Raw genomic sequence first — 21,939 nt, 5'->3', positions numbered from 1 at the left:
AGCTGACACCTGGATCATCGGGAAACCCCTACCAGGCCGATATGCAAACTCCTCAGTCGAAAAACGACCAAACCGCCCGCATATCCCTTCATTCAATCCAATAATGTCAAAAAGCAAAGGAAACAAAATTGCGGAAGATGCGCCATTCTAGCGACGCCCCTACCGGTCGTTCATTCCCGAATTGTCTTCCGGACGCCCCGACCGTTGGCCGCTCTTTCCGTCCCGTTCCAGCGTCTCCGCCGTCCGGTGAAGGGGTATTTACGGATCGCCGCTGAGACCCGCAAGAGGAAAAATCAGCCTTTTGGCAAAATTTCCATCAGTCCATTGATATCATGTATAAACTTCATGACAGAGGCATGACGGCCAAAGTCTGGGAAACCGGCTTCCCGCGCCAAACCTGTGCGAGACACCGTCATAATTCGCAGAAACCGGCGTGGAATGGGGGCTGGCGACTCGGGAATCAGCACAAAGAACGGGGCGAAACCTCCGATTCACGCCCATGCCACGACAGCAGCAGCCTTGGCCGTCGCGATGGGCGCCATTCGCGGAACGCAAAAGGCGCGGTCCCGGAGGGCCGCGCCTTGCGAAAAGTCGTGTTGGCGTCGATCAGCGCTTCGAGAACTGGAAGCTGCGGCGGGCCTTGGCGCGACCGTATTTCTTCCGCTCGACCACGCGGCTGTCGCGGGTCAGGAATCCGGCGGCCTTCAGCGCCGCGCGCAAGCTGGGTTCGTGCAGTTGCAGCGCCTGGCTGATGCCGTGCTTCACGGCGCCGGCCTGGCCCGACAGGCCGCCCCCCTTCACGGTCGCCTGTACATCGTACTGACCGGCAACGCCGGCCACGTCGAAGGGCTGGCGCAGGATCATCTGCAGCACCGGACGGGCGAAATACTCGTTGATATCCTTGCCGTTCACGGTGACCTTGCCGGAACCCGGCTTCACCCAGACGCGGGCCACGGCATCCTTGCGCTTGCCGGTGGCATAGGCACGGCCCAGATCGTCGCGCTGCGGTTCGCGGCGGGCGGCGGCCTGGGTCACGACGGCGGCCTCGGTGCCGGAGACGGCCGATTTCAGATCGTCGAGAGTCTTGATGTCTTCAGCCATATTCACGCGCTCCGGGTGTTCTTGGCGTTCATGGACTTGACGTCCAGAACTTCGGGCTGCTGTGCCTCATGCGGGTGCTCGGTCCCGGCATAGACGCGCAGATGGGTCATCTGCTGCTTGCCCAACTTGTTGCGGCTGATCATGCGCTCGACGGCCTTGATCACCACGCGCTCGGGATGCGCGCCTTCCAGCACCTGACGCGCGGTGCGGTGCTTGATGCCGCCCGGATGGCCGGTGTGCCAGTAGTATTTCTTGTCATCGCGCTTGTTGCCGGTCATCTGCACCTTGTCGGCATTGATGACGATGACATTGTCGCCCATGTCCATATGCGGGGTGAATGTCGGCTTGTGCTTGCCGCGCAGGCGATTGGCGACGATCGTGGCGAGGCGGCCCAGAACGACGCCCTCGGCGTCGATCAGGATCCACTTCTTCTCGATCTCCGCCGGTTTCGCGGTATAGGTTTTCATCTGTCGTCCCTTCAGGGTCGTGTGCAATTCGAGATGGCGGTATATCGAAAATCGCGCGCGTCGCGTCAAGGGCCGGGCGCGCAAAATCATCTATTGTTATCAGCGGTTTAATAAATAGGTATCAAAATACCTCTCCGCAAGCGCCGGTTTTCCTACCGTTTCGGCGGAATCGAGTAGGTCATCGAGCAGCGTGCCACCGGCTCGGCCCCGCCTTCAGAGAAGATCATCGCTTCGGCCACCGCCAGCACCCGGCCCAGCTTCAGAAGCCGGCATTCTGCGATCAGGTCGCGCCCGGCCTCGGGCTTGCGCATGAAGTCGATCGAGGCATTCGTCGTCACCGCCAGCGCCACCGGGCCGATCCGCGACAGGATCGCGCAATAGACCACCAGATCGGCCAGCGCGAACATCGACGGGCCGCTGACCGTCCCACCGGGGCGCAGATTCGCCTCATCGACAGTCAGGCGCGCGGTCACCGACTGCGGGTCGACCCGCTCGACCCGATAGGATCCGGCCACCTGCGGAAACTCGCGGGCCAGAAAGACATTCAATGCCTCGGCGTCCATGACAATCTGCATGCTTCCCCCCTGCCCGGTTCCGCCCTAGGCTTTCGACAAAAGAAGGAGAGATCAAGATGGAAGACCTCGTCTTACGCCACGACAGCGGCCATGTCGCGCGGCTGACGCTGAACGATCCGACCCGGTTCAACGTCCTGTCGCTTGAGATGATCGATGCGCTGGCCGAGGCATTCCGGCAGATCGAAAGCGACGAGCATATCCGCGCGGTGATCCTGTCAGCCCATGGCAAGGCCTTCTCGGTCGGCCATGACCTGCGCCAGATGCAGGCCTCGCGCAGCGACGAGGATGCCGGCCGGGCAGCGTTCGAGAGGCTGTTCTCGCGCTGCGCCGGCATGATGCAGATGATCCCCGCCCTGCCCCAACCGGTGATCGCCGAAGTGCAGGGCATCGCCACCGCCGCGGGATGCCAGCTTGTCGCCGCCTGCGATCTGGCGGTGGCGGCGGAAACTGCGCGCTTCGGGGTCAACGGCGTCGATATCGGCCTGTTCTGTTCGACCCCGATGGTCGCGCTGACCCGCGCCGTGCCCGCCAAGGCCGCCTTTGAGTTGCTGGTCACCGGCGATTTCATCGACGCCGAACGCGCGCAACAGCTTGGCCTGATCAGCCGGGTCGTTCCCGCCGCCGGGCTGAGCGACGAGGCCATGCGACTGGCGCAGAAGATCGCCACAAAGCTGCCGGCAGCGGTGCGGATGGGCAAGCGCGCCTTCCACGACCAGCTTCGTCTTGGCCTGTCGGACGCCTATGACAGCGCCAGCGGCACGATCTGCGAGAACCTGATGCTGCCCGACACGAACGAAGGCATCTCGGCCTTTCTCGAAAAGCGCAAGCCCGCCTGGGCCAGCGATTGACCGGGGTCAAATCCCCGATTCACGGCCCGATCACCCGCCGGGCGCGGGGCCTTGCCGCGATCCGTCCGCGCCGCTAACCCTTGCGGCATGCGCAGCACCTTCGCCCGCTTTCTTCTGGCCTCGGGCCTGACCAATCTGGGTGACGGCATCGCGCTGGTCGCCTGGTCCTGGCTGGCCACGCAGCTGACCCGCGATCCGCTGCTGATCGCACTGGTGCCGGTGGCACTGAAGGCGCCCTGGTTCGTATTCTCGCTGCCCGCCGGCATCATCGTAGATCGCATCGATCGCCGCCGCGCCATTCTGGCGGCCGATCTGTTGCGGGCGGTCGCCTATGGCATCGCGGCGCTGGCCGTCTGGTCCGCCCTGCCTTTCGAGGCCCCGCCCCTGCGCGGCACCGACCGGCCCGGCACTTTCGCGCTGGTGGCGCTCTGCGCCATCATCGTCGGCGTGGCCGAGGTGCTGCGCGACAACGCCGCCCAGACGATCCTGCCGGCCCTGATTCCCGAACAGGACCTCGAACGCGCAAATGGCCGGTTGTGGACGGTCGAAATGGTGATGAACAGCTTCGCCGGCACCGCCTTGGCCGGCCTGCTGATCGGGCTTTCGCTGGCGCTGCCCTTCGCCGTCAATGCCGCCGCCATGGCCGGCGCCGTCATGCTGGTCACCCGCCTGCATGGCGATTTCCACCCCGAGACCGCCACGCAGCCCAGACAGACAGCCGGCTGGCGGGCCGAACTGCGCGAAGGCATCGCCTATCTGCTGAAACAGCCGCTGCTGCGCGGGCTGGCAGTGCTGACGGGCTTTTTCAATTTCGCCTTCGAGGCGATGATGGTCACCCTGGTCCTGATCGTGCAGGAACGGCTCCTGCTTGGCCCGCTGGCCCTGTCGGCGATCATGGCCTCGGGTGCGGTGGGTGGCATCGCGGCGGGGCTGGTCAACGATCGCATCGTGAACCGGCTGGGCCGCGGGCGGGTCCTGCAGATCGCGATGATCTCGACCTTCGCGGTCCCGCTGACGGTGCTGCTTGGTGGCTCAGGCCCCGGGGCGCTGGTGTTGATCTGCGCAGGCTTCATGGTCGGCGAATTCTGGGGCATCCTCTGGAATACCGTCTCGGTCAGCCATCGCCAGCGCAGCATCCCGCGCCGGCTGCTGGGCCGGGTGAATTCGGCCTATCGCCTCTTTGCAATCGGCATGGCCCCATTGGGAATGCTGATCGCGGGCCTGCTGACCCGCGGGGCCAGCGACAGGTTCGGCCGCGAGGTCGCGCTGACCGCACCCTTCTGGCTGGCACTGGCGGTCTTTGTCGCCCTCACCCTGACATACTGGAGATTTCTCGCCCGCGCCTTCCTTCGAAGTTGAGCCAAAGGCCGGCGGCGGGTAAGCAGATCCGAGGTGCTCAACAGGGGGGACAGTGGAGCCATGACAGACAACGACAGCCGCAGCACACGCATCACGCCGGAAGAGGCGCTGGCCTATCACATGGAGCCGCGCCCGGGAAAGTTCGACATCGTTGCCTCGACTCCGATGACCACCCAACGCGACCTGTCGCTGGCCTATTCGCCCGGCGTCGCGGTGCCGGTCGAGGCCATCGCCGCCCGGCCCGAGACCGCCTATGACTATACGGTCAAGGGCAACATGGTTGCGGTCGTCTCGAACGGCACCGCGATTCTGGGGCTCGGCAATCTGGGCGCGCTGGCCTCCAAGCCGGTGATGGAGGGCAAGGCGGTGCTGTTCAAGCGCTTCGCCGACGTGAATGCCATCGACATCGAACTGGATACCGAGGATGCCGAGGAAATCATCAACGCCGTCCGCCTGATGGGACCGACCTTCGGCGGGGTGAACCTGGAAGACATCAAGGCGCCGGAATGCTTCATCATCGAGCAACGGCTGAAAGAGATGATGGATATCCCGGTCTTCCACGACGACCAGCACGGCACGGCGGTGATCTGCGCGGCCGGGCTGCTGAACGCGCTGGAACTGTCGGGCAAGAAGATCGAGGATGTGAAGATCGTCCTGAACGGCGCCGGCGCCGCGGGAATCGCCTGCCTTGAGCTACTGAAATCCATGGGCGCGAAACATGACAACTGCATCATGTGCGATACCAAGGGGGTCATCTATCAGGGCCGCGCCGAGGGCATGAACCAGTGGAAATCGGCCCATGCCATCGCCACGGACCTGCGTACGCTGGAAGAGGCGATGACCGGCGCCGATGTGTTCCTCGGCGTTTCGGCCAAGGGCGCGGTGACGCAGGCCATGGTCGAAAGCATGGCCGACAACCCGGTCATCTTCGCCATGGCCAATCCCGATCCCGAGATCACGCCCGAGGAGGCGCAGGCCGTTCGCCCCGACGCCATCGTGGCGACCGGACGTTCGGACTATCCGAATCAGGTCAACAACGTTCTGGGCTTTCCCTATCTGTTCCGGGGCGCGCTCGACATCCATGCCCGCGCCATCAATGACGAGATGAAGATCGCCTGTGCGGAGGCGCTGGCCAAGCTGGCGCGCGAGGACGTTCCCGACGAGGTCGCCGTCGCCTATGGCCGCAAGCTGACCTTCGGGCGCGACTATATCATTCCGACGCCCTTCGATCCGCGGCTGATCCACCTGATCCCGCCCGCGGTCGCAAAGGCGGGGATGGATACCGGCGTCGCGCGTCGTCCGATCATCGACATGGACGCCTATGAACATTCGCTGAAGGCGCGGATGGATCCGACGGCGACGATCCTGCAGTCGATCCATGCCCGCGCCCGGTCGCGCCAGGCGCGCGTGATCTTTGCCGAGGGCGACGAACTGCGCGTGCTGCGCGCCGCCGTCGCCTGGCAGCGGGGCGGCATGGGCCAGTCGCTGGTCGTCGGCCGTGAGAATGAGGTCAAGGAACTGCTGACCGAGGCAGGGCTTGGCGATGCCGCGCGCGAACTGACCATCGTCAATGCGTTCAATACCCGTCACCTGGAAACCTATCGCGACTTCCTCTACAAGCGGCTGCAGCGTCGCGGCATTGATCGCAGCGATGCCGACAAGATCGTTTCGCGCGACCGCCATGTCTTTGCCTCGCTGATGCTGGTGCATGGCCATGGCGACGGGCTGGTGACGGGTGCAACCCGCAAGAACGCGCATGTCCTGGCGCAGATCGGCCAGGTCATCGACGTGCGCCCGCAGGACCATGCGGTCGGGATCACCGCGATCATGCATAACGGCAAGATCGTCCTGGTCGGCGACACATTGGTTCATGAATGGCCCGAGGCCGGCGACCTTGCCGACATCGCCGAGCGCGGCGCCGCGGTCGCGCGCGGGCTGGGGCTGGAGCCGCGCGTCGCCTTCCTGTCCTTCTCGAATTTCGGCTATCCGCTCAGCGAGCGCGCCATCAAGATGGCCGAGGCGCCCAAGGTGCTGGACGCGCGCGGGGTCGATTTCGAATATGAGGGCGAGATGACCGTCGACGTGGCGCTGAACCCGGAATCGGCGGCGCGCTATCCGTTCAGCCGCCTGACCGGGCCGGCCAATGTGCTGGTGGTGCCGGCACGGCATTCGGCCTCGATCTCGGTCAAGCTGCTGCAGGAGATGGCCGGCGCGACGGTGATCGGCCCGATTCTGACCGGCGTGCCGCAGCCGGTCCAGATTTGCTCGACCACCTCGACGGTGAACGATATCCTGAACATGGCGGCGATATCGGCCGGCGGGCTGGGCACCGCCAAGTAGAGCCCGACACCACGGGCGGTCGAGGCTCGGGCCTCGACCGCCCGTGACATTGACATCTGTACGCCGCCGCACCAAACACGAGTAAATTACTCAGGGTAGACGGATGCAGGATTACCTCGAAGCGGTCGGACATTTCCCGACCGCCCATGCCGGCAAATACATGACGCAGCTCTGCAAGCATTTCGGCCATAAGGTGCCCGCCGAAGTCCATGGCAACGAGGGGAAAATTACCTTCGGCATGGGCAGGGCGCATCTGCTGGCCGACGATGGCAGGCTGACCATCACCCTGGCCGGATCAGCCGAGGAAGCGCTGAACCAGATGAAGGCGATCATCGACAGCCACCTGCAGCGCTTTGCCTTCCGCGAAGAGTTCAGCGGAATGGATTGGGGCAATCCCGACGCGTCCCGCGCCGGATAAACCCGCCCACTGCCTCACGATCCGGATCAACGGGCCGCGCACGCCGCGGCGCGCGCATCGGCGCTGCCCAATACAATTCCCGAGTGTTTTACTGAGATAAAAAAGTCGCACTTTCGGGCGTCCTCGGAAAAACCGACAAAAACAGTTGTGATTAGTGGAGATTGAAATTAATCGGGCGGCGTTTCAACGAATCCAAGGTACTATCATGAACTTGCGTCGCCTCCTTCCCCTGTCCGGGGTATCCCTGATGGCCCTTTCCTCGGCACTTCTGGCGCAGGAAGCCCAGATTTCGCAGAATCCCGGCGCAATCGAATTGACGCCGATCACGCTGATCTCGGGCGGACAGGAGAATGTCGAGGCCACCGGCGGCGTGGTCGTGACCGACGAGGATCTCGAGATCCTGCAACCTACCAACATGTCCGAACTGTTCTCGCGCAACTCGGCGGTCAGCGTTTCGGGCGGCGCCGGCCCGGCCCAGCGGATCTATGTGCTGGGATTGGAGCAGTCGAATCTGGCGGTCAGCGTGGACGGCGTGCCGCAGGGCGTCACCAGTTGGCACCATACCGGCTCGAACGTGGTCGATCCCGCCTTCCTGAATTCGGTGACGGTCGAGGCCGGCGCGGCGGCGGCCGACACGGGCTTCGCCGCCGCTGCGGGTGCCATCAGCTATGAAACCATGGGTGCGCGTGACCTGCTGGCCGATGGCCGCAGCCAAGGCGGCCGGGTGAGCCTGTCCTATGGCAGCAACGGGCGCGGCCTTTCGGCCAGCCTCGCCGGCTATGGCGTCTATGAGGGCTTTGACTGGTTCGCCATGATCCACGGCGCCGACGGCGACAATTACGAAAGCGGCGACGGCCTCGAGATGGACGGCACCGCACCGGGGGTTCAGGGCCTGCTGGCCAAGCTGGGCTATGAATTCGAGGGCCATCGTCTGGAACTGGCCTATGAGTACAACGAGGATGACGCCGACCGGGTCATCAAGATGAACATGGACCTTTACGGCGATGGCATCGACCGCGGTGTCTATCCGCTGAAGGTGACGAACAATACGCTGACCCTGAAATACACCAGCACCGCGCCGACGAATGCCTGGGATCCCGAGGCGATGATCTATGTCACCCGCGACGAATACTGGCGGCCCGACTATGATCCCGAGCGCACCAACGGCGACATGGATCTGGAAACCGAGTCGATCGGCGGTGTGCTGAAGAACACCTACACGCTGGGCCAGGGCACCATCTCGGCCGGCCTGGACTGGGCCTATGACGACTACAGCGTCGACAATTACGGCGATACCGACCGGCGCTTCTGGAACATGAACACGATGCAGATCGGCCTGTTCGCCCAGGGCCGCTTTGAATTCGACAATGGCATCGACCTGTCGACCGGCCTGCGCCTCGACAATCAGCGCTTCACCGACTGGACCAGCCAGAGCCGGTCGGACAGCGGCGTCAGCGTGAACGGCACCGCCGCCTATGAATTCGCGGACGGCTACGAGATCTTCGCCGGCGCCTCGCGCACCTGGCTGGGTTACGATCTGGGCGAATACGGCCTGCTGCATGCGCGCACCGCCGATTTCCGCGTCGCCGCAGATTTCGAACCCGCGACAGCAACCAATACCAAACTGGGCCTGAACGCCGATCAGGGCAACTGGACCGGGAACCTGACCTTCTTCGACACCCGGCTGGATGGTCTGGGATCCTACAACACCGACGGCCAGTATGACGAGGATCCGGCCACCTTCGGCTATCTCGAGAACGGCGGCGAATACCGCAGCAAGGGCTTTACCCTGCAGGGCGCCTACACATGGGGCTCGGGGCGTGTCGGCGGCAGCTTCACCAAGGCCGATGTGACCTTGGACGGCGAGGACAAGCTGCCCGATGGCGGAACCGGGATGCCCTTCGGCGAACTGGCCACGCTCTATATCGATCAGGAAATCCCGCAATATAACCTGACGGTCGGCGGCAACCTCGAATGGGCAGGAGATCTGTCGGGCGACTATCTGAGCGAAGCGGGCTTCTATGACCATTCCTCTTACGCGGTAGTCAACGTCTATGGCGAATGGCGCCCGGAAAGCCATGACAACATGGTCGTCCGGCTGGGCATCGATAACCTGTTCGACGAGGACTATTACGAGCGTTCCAGCTATGTCGAACGCGACCGGGGCGGCCGCGATATCGACCCGCTCTATGCCCCCGGTCGGACGGTCACGCTGGGCCTGAACGTCGACTTCTGAATTCGGACGCTGACGGTGGCGGCCTGAAGCCGGCACCGTCACCCACCGACAGCAATCCGGTTGCGCGTTTCCCTCGTCGCGCAACCGGTACCGACAGGACCACTCGCACGCCCCGGAAACCCCGAACACCGGCGATCATCGCGGTATCAGAGTCCGGCGCGGTTACCCGCCTTACGCAGCGTCAAGGGCATAGGCAATTCTACCTGCGCAATCATGCGAATAGCCGAACGGAGCGGTTCGCGGCATAGTCTCACTGTCGCCAGGAAGAGAGTGAGCAGGTGATGATTGCAAGGTCAGAATTTCGGTCGCACGAACCAGTCGGCCATGTGCATGGGTGGCGAGTGACGACCTGACCGAAGACATTTGAGGCAAGCCTTTTCAGTGCTGCCGGAAGTTCACGCGGTCACGCGCAGCTTCCGGCAGCTTTTTTGCGTCAATGCCATGCGATCGCGGTGCCCTGGCCGCGCCGCCTATCGGTTGGCCCGCAAGGCCAGATCGATCAGTTCCACGATCGATCCGACATCCAGCTTTTCCAGGATGCGGGCGCGATGGTGATCGACGGTCCGGGGGCTGATATCCAGATGGCGGCCGATTTCCTTGCTGGAAACCTCGGCCGGATGGGCGAGGATGTGATCCACGATTTCACGTTCGCGCGGGGTCAGCCGCTCGAATCTTTCGCGCGTCTCCCGCAGCGCCCGGCTGTTGGCCTGCATGTCGGCGGCCATCTCCAGCGCCGAGTGGATGCGCTCGATCAGGTCCGACTGGCGGAAGGGTTTCTCCAGGAAATCTATCGCGCCGCCCTTCATCGCCTCGACCGATTCCGGAATGCCGCCATGGCCGGTGATGAAGATGGTCGGCAGCTGCCTGCCCTCGTCGTTGAGATGCTTCTGAAGCTCCAGCCCGGACATCCCCGGCATGCCATAGTCGAGAACCAGGCAGGCCAGACGATGATTGTCATAGGCGGCCAGAAAAGCCTCGGCCGACTCGTAGGTCTCGACCTCGAAGCCGCGAAGCCGCAGCGCGCGCGACAGCGACAGCCGGATCGCCGGATCGTCATCGATGATGAAAACGCTTCGAGTCCCTTCAGGATCCGCCATGGGCATCTTTCCCTTCACACCGTCCGCCGCAGATCAGGCAACATCGCCCGAACGCGCCCCGCCCGCACCGGATGTCATATCGACCGGAAGCGTGAAACGGAAGCGCGCGCCGCGCGTATAGCTGCGGTCGATATCCAGCTTGCCGCCATTGGCCTCGACCAGCGACCGGCAGATCGACAGGCCCAGCCCCATGCCGGTGGCCTTGCTGGTTTCGAACTTGGTGAACAGGCTGATATTCGGGCTGACGCCGGGGCCGGTATCCTCGACCTCGACCCGGACAAGATCACCCTCGCGCCTGCCCCTGATGGTGATCTCGCGGGGCTCGGATCCCTCCGCGGCCATGGCCTCGATGGCATTGCGCAACAGGTTGACCAGCACCTGCGCGATCTGGACCCGGTTGCCGCGCACGGCGGGCAGATCCGGAAGCATGTCCAGAATGGCGACATCGGCCTCGTTCGCCTCGGCCTGCACAAGGCGACGGGCCTGTTCCAGCAGGCCGCCAAGGTCGAAGGAGGCAATCCTGATCTCGTCCTTGCCGATGAAGCCACGCAATGCCCGGATGATCTCGCCGGCGCGCAGCGCCTGCTGCTCGATCTCGCGCAGGATTTCCTGCAGTTCCGGGGCGCTGTTTCCGGCATTCTCCACGACCAGCAGGCCGGAATCTGCGTTCTGCGCAATCGCCGCCAGGGGCTGATTCAACTCGTGCGCCAGCCCATCCGCCATCTGGCCCATCATGTTTCCCCGCGCCAGATGCGACAGGTCGCGGTTCAGTCGGGCGATCTCGTTCTCTCGGGCCTTGGCCTCGGTGATATCGTCCATGGTGACCACCGCATGCAGGGGCCTGCCGTTCTGGTCGCGGATCAGGATCGCGTTGACCGCGAAGCTGACGATTCCGCCGCCCTTGCGCCGGATGCGGGCCTCGAGATTGGCCGAATAGGCATCGTTCGAAGCAAGGGCCTGGGGCGAGAACATGGCCGCGTCCTGCGGTGCCGCAAGATCAGAGTAGCGCATGCCCAGCAACTCGTCGGCGGCATAGCCGGTGATCTCGCACAGCTTGGCGTTGACCTTCAGGAAACGACCGGTATCGGGTGCGATCTGGACCATCGCCCGCGATGACAGATCAAAGGTCTGGCCATATTCGCGTTCGGCCTTCTTGCGGGCCGCGATCTGCTGAACCAGCGAATCATTGGCCTGCGCCAGTTCCTTGTAGGTCCGGGGCAACGGCTCGGACGGGTCGGCCTCGCCCTGCGAAACCAGGGCCGCGCGCACCGCGAAGGCGCGGACCGGGCGATAGATGTAATTGGCCAGGAACAATCCGGTGATCCCGGTGATCAGGGCGACGCCCACCGCGATCCAGATATTCTGGGCGCGGTTACGCTTGATCGTCCCGATGAAATCATCCTGGGGCGCATAGACCACGATCGTCCAGGGCAGATTTTCACTGATTGCCGGCAATACATTGGCCACATAGGCATCGCCCTCATACGCGAACTTCGAAAACACCTCCTTCTCGACCGGAAGGGCGACGCCGCTGCCCAATCCGGAGAATGCCGCGCGTGCGATCGGATCGCCGAATTCGCTGATATTGGTAAAGCGCAGGGTGCCGTCTGCGGCCTCGGTCCGGATCAGCGACAGGTCGGGATGGGCAATGACATCGCCATTGCGGTTGATGATCATCGCCTGACCGTTCTCGCCGATCCTCAGCCGGCCGAGGAATTGCGAGATGTCGCTGATCTCGATATCGACGCCGATCACGCCGCGAATGCCGCCCGTTTCGTCCAGAACAGGCGCCGCCAGCGTGATGCCGGGCTGCTGTGACGAGAAGAAGATATAGGGCTCGGTCCAGGTCGTCTGCAGGGTGTCGCGGGCGCCCTTGTACCAGGGCCGGCTGCGCGGATCGAAGGTATCGGCCGGGTCCTCGCTGCGCTCGACCGCGGTAAAGTCCTCGTTGCGCCAGATGAAATCGACCGATCGCTTTCCGTCCTCGAAGGTGATCAGCTTCGACCGGAAGGCCGCCCGCTCCTCGCTTCGCATGATGTAGAAGAAGCTGCCGTCCTCGCCGCCGTAATAGAGGCCCGAGAACTGCGGCGCGATCCGCAACTGCTGGAACAGGAACTGTTCCAGCTGCCGGGGATCGTCGCTGGCCACGACCCGGTGCTGTGCCAGCCGCGCGGCCAGTTCCGCCGCGCCGCGCGCCGCGTCCAGAAACGTGCTGGAATGCTCGGCCGTGTTGATGCCGACATCGCTGAGAAGGCTCTGCGCATGCTTCAGCAGCGCCCGCTCGGACGTGAGGTAGGACGAGAACACCACCGCCAGAACGGCGACCAACTGAAGGCCGGCCAGACCAACGGCCAGCAAGGCGGCAAGAGAAGTTCGCATGGGGCTCACGAGTGATCGCCGGATGATCCGAAAGTGGCGCAAAACCGACCGGTTCCGCAAGCCGCACAATCACAGGGGCGGCTCGCAAGGCCCGGACCCGCGCGGTTTTGCCGCCCGTCGCCCTGTCGTGCCGTGGCGGTGCCCGGGCTGCGCCTGGGCAAGAGACCCGGTTCTTGTCGACAACAGACATCTGCCGGCGTATAAATCAATCGATTGATACAGGAATCCCAGATGGAGCAGCATCCAACCCGGCTGGCCCTGATCGACGCAGCGATGCGCCAGTTCGGCCGTGACGGCTTCGACGCCGCCTCGACCCGCGCCATCGCCGCCGCGGCAGAAACCAACATTTCCTCGATCGCCTACCATTTCGGCGGCAAGGAAGGGCTGCGCATGGCCTGTGCCGACATGGTGGCGCAGCGGATCGTCCTGATCTCGCGCCCGCTGGCACAGATCCCCGGCGACGCCAGCCCGGCGATGGCCCGCGCAACGCTGCGGCGCCTCATGCGGCGCGTGGTCTGCTTTCTCGTCCTGAACTCCGAGGCGCAGGACACCGTGGCCTTCATGTTGCGCGAATTGGCCCAGCCCGACAGCCCGGTCCTCGACCGTCTCTACAGCCAGTTGGTCGAACCGCGGCACCGCGCGCTCTGCCAGCTCTGGTCGCTGGCGACCGGGCGCCCGGCCGAGGCGGACGCGGTCAAGCTGGCCGTGTTCTCGCTGATCGGTCAGGCCTTCTATTTCCGGCTGGCCGCACCCATCGTGCAACGCCGCATGGGCTGGTCCGACTATACGCCCGGTGCTGCGCGGGCGATCGCCCGGCAGGTTCTGGACAATCTCGAGGCAATGATCGGAGACGGCCATGGCTGATCTGCTTTGCGCCATCGGCTTTCTGGCCGCGCTGCTGCCGCATTGCCAGGGCACGGCCTCGCTGGCCACCGGCTATGTCGAAGGCGAATATGTCCAGATCGCACCCTTGACCACCGCCCGGATCACGCGGCTCGAGGTCAGCCGCGGCGACCGGGTGCAACCGGGCCAGCTTCTGGCCGCGGTCGAGGAGGAGGATGCCCGCATCGCGCTGGCCGCGGCCGAGGCCGCCCGCGACCGGGCCGCAAGCGATCTGGCCAATCTGGAACAGGGCAGCCGCGAGCCGGAACTGGCAGCCATCAAGGCGGCCCTGGCCTCGGCCGAGGCTCAGGCGGGCCGCACCGCGCGCGAGGCCGAACGACAGGAACGATTGCTGACACAGCGCGTCACGTCACAGGCGCAACTGGATGCGGCCCGCGCCGCCGCCGACATGGCCACCGCCGCCGTCGCCGAAGCCGAGGCCCGGCTTGCGACCGCGCAACTGCCGGCCCGACCGCATCAGATCGCGGCGGCGCAGGCGGCGCTTGCCCAGGCCGAAGCGAGTCGCGATGCGGCGGCCTGGCACCTGACACAGCGCCAACTGACGGCCGGGGCGCCGGGCATCGTCACTGATATCCTGCGCCGGCCGGGTGAGGTGGCGGGGCCGGCGGCGCCGGTTCTCGGCTATCTGCCCGATGGTGCCGTCAAGCTGCGACTCTATCTGCCCGAGGCCGAACTGTCCTCGATCGCGGTGGGCGACGAGTTGCCGATCACCTGCGACGGTTGCACACCGTCCACCGCCACCGTCACCTATATTGCCGACCGGGCCGAGTTCACCCCGCCGGTGATCTATTCGCGCGCGGCACGGCAGAAGCTGGTCTATCTGGTCGAGGCCCGCCCCGACGGGGATACGCTGCTGAAACCCGGCCAGATCGTCGATATCGGTCCCCTGCCATGACCGCGATCCCCGAAACCGCGATCAGCATCCACGGGCTGACCAAATCCTTCAGCGGCCGCAAGGTCGTCGATGATGTCTCGCTGCAGGTCGCGGGCGGCGAGATCGCCGGCTTTCTGGGGCCCAACGGATCGGGCAAGACCACCTGCATCCGCATGATCTGCGGGCTGCTGACCCCGGATGCGGGCACGGGCACCGTTCTGGGGCTGGACGTTCTGCGGCATCAGCGCCAGATCCGGCGGCAGGTCGGCTACATGACCCAGCGGTTTTCCTTCTACGAAGACCTCTCGATCGAAGAGAACCTGAACTTCGTCGCCGGTCTCTATCACCTGCCGCGGCAGGTGGTGGCCGACACGCTGGCCGATCTGGGCCTGACCTCGCGCAGACGGCAACTGGCCGGCAGCCTGTCCGGCGGCTGGAAGCAGAGGCTGGCACTGGCGGCCTGCATCATGCACAAGCCCCGGCTTCTGCTGCTGGATGAGCCGACGGCGGGCGTCGACCCCAAGGCAAGACGGCAGTTCTGGGACGAGATCCATCAGCGCGCCGCCGGCGGCATGACCGTGCTTGTCTCGACCCATTACATGGACGAGGCCGAGCGCTGCCACCGCATCCACTATATCGCCTATGGCCGGCTCGTGATCTCGGGCACGGTGGCCGAGGTGATCGCGAATGCCGGCCTGACCACGCTGACCGTCGAGACGGCCGAGCCCGGTCAACTGGCGGCGCGGTTGCGACGGGCGCCGGGCGTCGATCAGGTCGAACCCTTCGGCACCTCGCTGCATGTGACCGGCAGCGACCCCGCCGCACTGCGCGCCGCGCTGGCGGCGCATGACGCAACCGGCACGGCCGCCGAGACCAGCCTCGAAGACGTGTTCATTCGCCTGATGGGCCAGTCGGACGACAATATCCGATGAGCCTTTCGCTGATCCGGCTTGGCGCGCTTCTGCGCAAGGAATTCATCCAGATGCGGCGCGACCGCGTCACTTTCGCGATGATGCTGGCGGTGCCGATCATGCAGCTTCTGCTGTTCGGCTTCGCCATCAACACCGATCCCAAGCAATTGCCTGCCGCCCTTGTCGCACCGGTACAGGATCGGTTCACCCGCGCCATGAGCGTGGCGCTGGAAAACACCGGATACTACCGCTTTGTCGCCCCCGATGCCACCGCCGCCGAGGCGGAACGGCTGCTGTCCCAGGGGCAGGTCGCCTTCGTGGTCACAGTGCCCGGCAATTTCGGCGAGCGATTGCTGCGCGGCGAAAGCCCGCAGATGCTGATCGAAGCCGATGCCACCGACCCGGCCGCTGCCTCGGGCGCGATCTCGACCCTTGGCACCGTCGGCGCCCAGGCGCTGCGGCGCGAACTGGGCCAGCCCGCCAGTTCGGCCCCCGGCCCGGAGATCGTCGTCCACCGCCGCTATAACCCCGAGGGCATCACCCAGTACAATATCGTGCCGGGTCTCTTGGGCATCATCCTGCAGATGACCATGGTGATGATGACCTCGATGGCCCTGACCCGCGAGATCGAGCGCGGCACGATGGAGAACCTGCTGGCCATGCCCGCCACCCCGGCCGAGATCATGCTGGGCAAGATCGCCCCCTTCATCGGCGTCGGCGCGGTGCAGATGCTGGTCATCATCGGCGCCGCCGGGATGATCTTCGACGTGCCCTTCATCGGCTCGCCCTGGCTGCTGTTCTCGGGGGTTCTCGCCTTCGTGCTGGTGCTGGTATTGCTGGGCTACCTGATCTCGACCATGGCGCGGACACAGATGCAGGCGATGCAGCTGTCGATCTTCATCTTCCTGCCTTCGGTCCTGCTGTCCGGCTTCATGTTTCCGTTCCGGGGCATGCCCGGCTGGGCGCAGGTTCTGGGCGAGGTCCTGCCGGTGACGCATCTGCTGCGCCTGGTCCGGGCGGTGATGCTGAAGGGCGCGCAGCCGGGCGATGTCGCCGGCCATTTCCTCGCCCTCGCCATCATGGCCGTGGTGCTGGGCACGCTGGCCCTGTTCCGCTTTCGCAAGACGCTGGACTGAGGTGCGGCTCTGCGCCGATCCGTCAGGTCTTCATGCCGAACCGGGGCGGATCAGAGGCCCTCGTCCTCGTCCAGACCCAGCATGATGTTGAGGTTCTGAACCGCCGCGCCCGAGGCGCCCTTGCCCAGATTGTCCAGCACCGCCACCACCGTCGCGCAGCCGCCCTCGTCATCGCCATGCACGCTGATCTGCATGACGTTGCTGCCGTTCATCGCGGTCGGGACGATCCGCGCGCCGATCTGCTCGGCCGGCACGACCTGCACGAACTGCTGCCCGGCATAGTGATCGGCCAGCGCCTCGAACAGGGCCGCAAGCGAGCGGTCATCGTCCAGATGCAGCGGCAGTTGCACGGCCATGCCCTGCGCGAAATTGCCCACCGAGGGGGCAAAGACCGGCTGCACCAGCAAGCCGGTATGGGCCATGATCTCGGGGATATGCTTGTGACGCTGATTCAGCCCATAGACGAAATGGGCCGGCGCGGCGCCGTCCTCGTATTCCGCGACCAGCGCCTTGCCGCCGCCGGTGTAGCCACTGACGGCGTTGATCGCCAAGGGCTCGTCGGCATCGATCAGCCCGGCGGCGACCAGCGGCGCGAGAATCGCGATCGAGCCGGTGGAATAGCAGCCGGGATTGCTGACCAGCCGCGCCCCGGCGATCTGGTCGCGGATATGGCCGGACAGTTCCGGGAAGCCGTAAACCCAGCGGTCATGCACCCGATGCGCCGTCGAGGCGTCGATCAGCCGCACGTCCAGATCGCGGGCCAGTTCCACCGCCTCGCGCGCGGCGTCATCGGGCAGGCAAAGGATCGCCACATCGGCCTGTTCAAAGGCTGCGCGGCGCGCGCCGGCATCCTTGCGCAGCTCGTGGTCGATCTGGATCAGGGCGATGTCCGGGCGCACTTCCAGCCGCTCGCGGATCTGCAGGCCCGTGGTGCCGGCCTCGCCGTCGATGAAGATGCTATATGCCATGCCCAGACCTCCGATGCGATCAGCGCCGCTTATAGGCGAAGCCCGGTGCCGCCACAATCGCGGCCGGGCCTCAGATCGAGCAGATCTCGGAACGGGTCAGAAAGCGCTTTTCACGGCCGTTATCCAGGCTGAACATGCCGCCGCGTCCGGGCACCACGTCGATGATCAGGTCGGTATGTTTCCAGGTCTCGTACTGGCTGGCCGAGATATAGAAGGGCGCACCGCCGATCTCGCCCAGCTTCACGTCGCGCTCGCTGACCTTGAAATCGCCCTGCGGATAGCACATCGGGCTGGAGCCGTCACAGCAGCCGCCGGACTGGTGAAACAGTACCGGGCCGTGATCCGCGACGATCTCGTCGATGAGTTGCAGGGCTGCGGGGGTGGCTGTGACCGTGCCCATGGCGTCCTCCTCCTTGCGCGTGGCGGGCCGGGCACCGATCCCCGGCGCGCCGGTCCCGCGATTGTGGCCGATCCCGCCGCGAAATTCCAGTTGCTGCGGAAACCGGAAAAGCCGGGCGAGCCTCGCGGAAATCAGATCTCCATGACCATTCGGCCCTCGATCTGGCCCTTGTGCATCCTGGCGAAGATGTCGTTGACTTCCTCGAGCTTCGCCTTGTGGATCGTCGCCTTGACCTTGCCGTCGCCGGCGAAATCCAGCGATTCCTGCAGATCCAGCCGGGTGCCGACGATCGAGCCGCGCACGGTCACGCCGTTCAGCACCATCCCAAAGATATCCAGCGGGAAATCCCCCGGCGGCAGCCCGTTCAGCGACACCGTGCCCCCGCGCGAGACCATGCCCACCGCCTGCTGGAACGCCTTGGGGCTGACCGCGGTGACCAGAACGCCCTGCGCGCCGCCATCGGTTTCCTTGCGGATCTTGGCCACCGGATCCTCGGTCATGGCATTGGCGGTCACCGTCGCGCCCAGCTTGCGCGCCAGCGCCAGCTTTTCCTCGTCGATATCGACGGCGGCGACGTTCAGGCCCATGGCCTTGGCATATTGCACCGCCATATGGCCCAGCCCGCCGATGCCCGAGATCGCCACCCAGTCGCCCGGCTTGGTGTCGGTCACCTTCAGCCCCTTGTAGACGGTGACGCCCGCGCACAGCACCGGAGCGATCTCGGCGAAATCCACATTTGCCGGCAGATGGCCGACATAGTTCGGATCGGCCACGACATATTCCGCGAAACCGCCATTGACCGAATAGCCGGTGTTCTGCTGGCTTTCGCACAGCGTCTCCCAGCCGCCGAGGCAGTGCTTGCAGAAACCGCAGGCGGAATAAAGCCAGGGCACGCCCACGCGGTCGCCTTCCTTTACATGCCTGACGCCCGCGCCGACGGCAGAGACGAAGCCGACGCCCTCGTGGCCCGGAATGAAGGGCGGCTTGGGCTTCACCGGCCAGTCGCCCTCGGCGGCATGCAGGTCGGTATGGCAGACACCTGAAGCCTTGATCCGAACCTGGATCATGCCGGGGCCGGGTTCGGGCACCGGCACCTCGTCGATGGTCAGCGGCTTGCCGAATTCGCGGACAACGGCAGCCTTCATGGTCTTGCTCATCGGGTAATCCTTGCCTTGCGCGGCAATGGCCTGCCGCGGCGGTTGTAGAATTGGAATGTCGCTGCTGACGGGTGGCGGGGCGCGCGTCCGGCGCCCCGCCTGGCTGGCCGGTTCGGGCCTTAGAAGAAGCCCAGCTTCTTCGGGCTATAGCTGACCAGCATGTTCTTGGTCTGCTGATAGTGATCCAGCATCATGCGGTGGTTTTCCCGGCCGATGCCCGACTGCTTGTAGCCGCCGAAGGCCGCATGGGCCGGATAGGCATGGTAGCAGTTGGTCCAGACCCGGCCCGCCTTGATCGCGCGACCGAAGCGGTAGCAGGTATTGGCCTCACGCGACCAGACACCGGCGCCCAGACCATAAAGCGTGTCATTGGCGATCGACAGCGCCTCGTCCTGATCCTTGAAGGTGGTCACCGACACGACCGGGCCGAAGATCTCCTCCTGGAAGACCCGCATCTTGTTGTTGCCCTTCAGGACGGTCGGCTTGATGTAGTAGCCGCTGGACAGTTCGCCGCCCAGATCGGCCGCTTCGCCGCCCGTCAGCACCTCGGCACCTTCCTTGCGGCCGATGTCGAAATAGCTGAGGATCTTTTCCTTCTGCTCGCTCGAGGCCTGCGCGCCGATCATCGTGGCGCTGTCGCGCGGATCGCCCTGCACGATGGCCTGCACGCGCTTCAGCGCACGGTCCATGAAGCGGTCATAGATCGATTCGTGGATCAATGCGCGCGACGGGCAGGTGCAGACCTCACCCTGGTTCAACGCGAACATCACGAAGCCCTCGATCGCCTTGTCGAAGTAGTCGTCATCCTCGCGGGCCACATCCTCGAAGAAGATGTTGGGCGATTTGCCGCCCAGTTCCAGCGTCACCGGGATCAGGTTCTCGGCCGCGTATTGCATGATCAGCCGGCCGGTGGTGGTTTCCCCGGTGAAGGCAATCTTCGAGATGCGCGGGTTCGAGGCCAGCGGCTTGCCGGCCTCGAGACCGAAGCCGTTCACGATGTTCAGCACGCCCGGCGGCAGCAGGTCGCCGATCAGGTCGGCCAGAACCATGATCCCGGCAGGGGTCTGCTCGGCCGGTTTCAGCACCACGCAGTTGCCCGCAGCCAGTGCCGGCGCCAGCTTCCAGGTCGCCATCAGCAGCGGGAAGTTCCACGGGATGATCTGGCCGACCACGCCCAGCGGCTCGTGGAAGTGATAGGCGACGGTGTCGTGGTCGATTTCCGAGATCCCGCCTTCCTGCGCGCGCAGGACACCGGCGAAGTAACGGAAATGATCAACCGCCAGCGGCAGGTCGGCCGCCATCGTCTCGCGGATCGGCTTGCCGTTGTCCCAGGTTTCGGCGGTGGCCAGCAGTTGCAGGTTGGCTTCCATCCGGTCGGCGATCCGGTTCAGGACATTCGCGCGCTCGGCGGCCGAGGTCTGGCCCCATTTGTCCTTGGCGGCATGGGCTGCATCCAGCGCGGCCTCGATGTCATCGGCATTCGAGCGCGCGATCTCGCCAATCTCGCCCCCGGTGATCGGGGTGGTGTTGATGAAATACTTGCCGGATTTCGGCGCGACCCACTGGCCGCCGATGAAGTTGTCGTAACGCTTGGCGAAGGGCAGCACGCCCACGCCCTTGAACTCGTGTGCTTGATCGTTCGGCATTGGTTTCCTCCTCTGAACGGTCCCGAAGTCCTCTGTCTTCGGGCGATGGGGCATAGCTTGACGCGCATATGCCGCAAAGCAATGTCGACTTTGGTGCCGCATGGGGCTGCCTGTCTCAGCCGTGAGACAGTCGAGGCTATTTTCCGGTCAGACCCAGCCGGGTCATGCGGCGATACATCGTCGCCCGGCCGATCCCAAGCGCCCTTGCGGCGGCCGAGACATTCCCCTCGGCCCGCGCCAGCGCCCGCGCGACGGCGGCGCGCTCGGCCTTGTCGAATCCCTTCAACTCGTCGCTGCGGCCCAGCAGATCGGCGGCCGGGCGCGGTCGTATCGCGCCCTCGCGTTCCAGCCCCAGCACGCGACGGGCGGCACGCGTCGCGCCGACCGCCAGGTCGTCCTTGTCCACCGCCAGAAGGGCCGCCGTGTCCACAGGGTCATCCGAGGCCAGCACGATCCGCGCCTCGGGAAAGCTGGCGCGGAAGAAGATCGTCTCGATGGCGCGGGCCGCCTGCGCGACCTGCGCCCCGATCAGCCGGTTGCCGGGTTCGGTCTGGTCGGCCCGGGCCGAGCTGACATCCAGCGCCGCCAGCAGCCGCCCGTCCGGCCCCCAGATCGGCGCATCCATGCAGGACAGGCCGATATTGCGGGTATGAAAATGCTCGGCCCGGTGAATGGTCACCTGCCGGCCCTCGGCCAGACAGGTGCCGATGCCATTGGTGCCCTGCGCCATTTCGGACCAGTCGGCACCCTGCCACAACCCCCAGTCACGGAACTGGGCGGCGTCGGAATCGCTCATGCGCTGGTCCAGCACAACGCCCTCGGCATCGGTCAGCAGGACGTTGCATCCCGACAGGCCGACAATGTGGTGAAGCTGGTCCAGTTGCGGGCCCGCGAGATGCAGGAAGTGTTCCATCGCCTGCCGGCGCGCGGCCAGTTCGGGCTGCGAAAGCCGGCCGGGCCGGCTCCGATCCGCCGGATCGAGCCCGTATCGCATCATCGACCGACGCCATGAGGCGGCCAGTGCCGAGGTCGCGGATTTCGACCGCGACTGCTCGACCACCAGATCCGCGTGGCTGCGTTGAATCATGTGTTCTCCCCCGCAGCAGAGAGTATAGCAGAAGCGC

At 65.1% G+C, this 21,939-nt stretch carries 19 protein-coding genes; 9 read left to right on the top strand and 10 right to left on the bottom strand.

Features of this window, described 5'->3' with window-relative positions:
- Positions 1–606 precede the first annotated feature (606 nt).
- From rpsI to KNW02_RS12625, 3 genes are all read right to left on the bottom strand, one after another.
- Positions 607–1,101: a 30S ribosomal protein S9 gene (gene rpsI, locus KNW02_RS12635; protein WP_216033635.1), complete on the bottom strand. Its 495-nt coding sequence runs from the start codon at positions 1,099–1,101 to the stop codon at positions 607–609.
- 2 nt (positions 1,102–1,103) lie between these two features.
- Positions 1,104–1,568 carry a 50S ribosomal protein L13 gene (rplM, locus tag KNW02_RS12630; protein WP_216033634.1) on the bottom strand — a complete coding sequence of 155 codons (465 nt, stop codon included), beginning with the start codon at positions 1,566–1,568 and terminating at the stop codon, positions 1,104–1,106.
- A gap of 152 nt (positions 1,569–1,720) precedes the next feature.
- Positions 1,721–2,143 carry a PaaI family thioesterase gene (locus tag KNW02_RS12625; protein WP_216033633.1) on the bottom strand — a complete coding sequence of 141 codons (423 nt, stop codon included), beginning with the start codon at positions 2,141–2,143 and terminating at the stop codon, positions 1,721–1,723.
- 56 nt (positions 2,144–2,199) lie between these two features.
- Here KNW02_RS12625 and KNW02_RS12620 point away from each other — a divergent pair, with 56 nt between their 5' ends.
- The 5 genes from KNW02_RS12620 to KNW02_RS12600 all read left to right on the top strand — a co-directional run bounded on the left by KNW02_RS12620 (position 2,200) and on the right by KNW02_RS12600 (position 9,344).
- Positions 2,200–2,991: an enoyl-CoA hydratase gene (locus KNW02_RS12620; protein WP_216033632.1), complete on the top strand. Its 792-nt coding sequence runs from the start codon at positions 2,200–2,202 to the stop codon at positions 2,989–2,991.
- Between the two features lie 87 nt (positions 2,992–3,078).
- Positions 3,079–4,350: an MFS transporter gene (locus tag KNW02_RS12615; RefSeq protein WP_216033631.1), complete on the top strand. Its 1,272-nt coding sequence runs from the start codon at positions 3,079–3,081 to the stop codon at positions 4,348–4,350.
- Between the two features lie 60 nt (positions 4,351–4,410).
- Positions 4,411–6,690, top strand: a complete 2,280-nt coding sequence (locus KNW02_RS12610; protein WP_216033630.1) for an NADP-dependent malic enzyme — start codon at positions 4,411–4,413, stop codon at positions 6,688–6,690.
- Between the two features lie 103 nt (positions 6,691–6,793).
- Positions 6,794–7,108, top strand: coding sequence for a DUF2218 domain-containing protein (locus KNW02_RS12605; protein WP_216033629.1), 315 nt, complete (start codon positions 6,794–6,796; stop codon positions 7,106–7,108).
- Between the two features lie 247 nt (positions 7,109–7,355).
- Entirely contained in the window at positions 7,356–9,344 is a 1,989-nt protein-coding gene (locus KNW02_RS12600; protein WP_252733810.1) for a TonB-dependent receptor domain-containing protein, read from the top strand.
- Between the two features lie 470 nt (positions 9,345–9,814).
- On the opposite strand, the gene KNW02_RS12595 is transcribed toward KNW02_RS12600, so the two are convergent.
- Together KNW02_RS12595 and KNW02_RS12590 are read right to left on the bottom strand one after the other, a co-directional pair.
- Positions 9,815–10,441, bottom strand: a complete 627-nt coding sequence (locus tag KNW02_RS12595) for a response regulator transcription factor (protein ID WP_216033627.1) — start codon at positions 10,439–10,441, stop codon at positions 9,815–9,817.
- A 33-nt stretch (positions 10,442–10,474) separates the two neighbouring features.
- Positions 10,475–12,820, bottom strand: a complete 2,346-nt coding sequence (locus KNW02_RS12590) for a sensor histidine kinase (RefSeq protein ID WP_216033626.1) — start codon at positions 12,818–12,820, stop codon at positions 10,475–10,477.
- A 231-nt stretch (positions 12,821–13,051) separates the two neighbouring features.
- Here KNW02_RS12590 and KNW02_RS12585 point away from each other — a divergent pair, with 231 nt between their 5' ends.
- From KNW02_RS12585 to KNW02_RS12570, 4 genes are read left to right on the top strand one after another with little or no spacing between them, the layout of a single operon-like run.
- Entirely contained in the window at positions 13,052–13,684 is a 633-nt protein-coding gene (locus KNW02_RS12585; protein WP_216033625.1) for a DUF1956 domain-containing protein, read from the top strand.
- Positions 13,677–14,618 (top strand): HlyD family secretion protein, encoded by a 942-nt coding sequence (locus KNW02_RS12580; protein WP_216033624.1) that lies wholly within the window; start codon positions 13,677–13,679, stop codon positions 14,616–14,618. Before KNW02_RS12585 ends, KNW02_RS12580 begins: the two co-directional genes overlap by 8 nt.
- A complete protein-coding gene (locus KNW02_RS12575; protein WP_216033623.1) occupies positions 14,615–15,529 on the top strand; it encodes an ABC transporter ATP-binding protein in 915 nt (304 codons plus the stop codon). The genes KNW02_RS12580 and KNW02_RS12575 overlap by 4 nt, the downstream gene beginning before the upstream one ends.
- Positions 15,526–16,644: an ABC transporter permease gene (locus KNW02_RS12570; RefSeq protein WP_216033622.1), complete on the top strand. Its 1,119-nt coding sequence runs from the start codon at positions 15,526–15,528 to the stop codon at positions 16,642–16,644. The genes KNW02_RS12575 and KNW02_RS12570 overlap by 4 nt, the downstream gene beginning before the upstream one ends.
- A 50-nt stretch (positions 16,645–16,694) precedes the next feature.
- On the opposite strand, the gene argC is transcribed toward KNW02_RS12570, so the two are convergent.
- From argC to KNW02_RS12545, 5 genes are all read right to left on the bottom strand, one after another.
- Positions 16,695–17,612, bottom strand: coding sequence for an N-acetyl-gamma-glutamyl-phosphate reductase (gene argC / locus KNW02_RS12565; RefSeq protein ID WP_216033621.1), 918 nt, complete (start codon positions 17,610–17,612; stop codon positions 16,695–16,697).
- Between the two features lie 70 nt (positions 17,613–17,682).
- Complete coding sequence (locus KNW02_RS12560; RefSeq protein WP_216033620.1) at positions 17,683–18,012, bottom strand: DUF779 domain-containing protein; 330 nt, start codon at positions 18,010–18,012, stop codon at positions 17,683–17,685.
- Positions 18,013–18,143: 131 nt separating this feature from the next.
- Positions 18,144–19,169: an alcohol dehydrogenase AdhP gene (adhP, locus tag KNW02_RS12555; protein ID WP_216033619.1), complete on the bottom strand. Its 1,026-nt coding sequence runs from the start codon at positions 19,167–19,169 to the stop codon at positions 18,144–18,146.
- A gap of 119 nt (positions 19,170–19,288) precedes the next feature.
- Positions 19,289–20,815 (bottom strand): aldehyde dehydrogenase, encoded by a 1,527-nt coding sequence (gene adh, locus KNW02_RS12550; RefSeq protein ID WP_216033618.1) that lies wholly within the window; start codon positions 20,813–20,815, stop codon positions 19,289–19,291.
- Positions 20,816–20,951: 136 nt separating this feature from the next.
- The gene (locus tag KNW02_RS12545; RefSeq protein WP_216033617.1) at positions 20,952–21,902 is read right to left on the bottom strand and encodes a GAF domain-containing protein; all 951 of its coding nucleotides are present in this window, start codon (positions 21,900–21,902) and stop codon (positions 20,952–20,954) included.
- Between the last annotated feature and the right edge of the window lie 37 nt (positions 21,903–21,939).

This window comes from Paracoccus marinaquae, assembly GCF_018860165.1.
Lineage (GTDB): Bacteria > Pseudomonadota > Alphaproteobacteria > Rhodobacterales > Rhodobacteraceae > Paracoccus > Paracoccus marinaquae.
The sequence above is the reverse complement of the archived record's forward strand: the minus strand, read 5'-3'. Positions and strand labels throughout refer to the sequence as shown.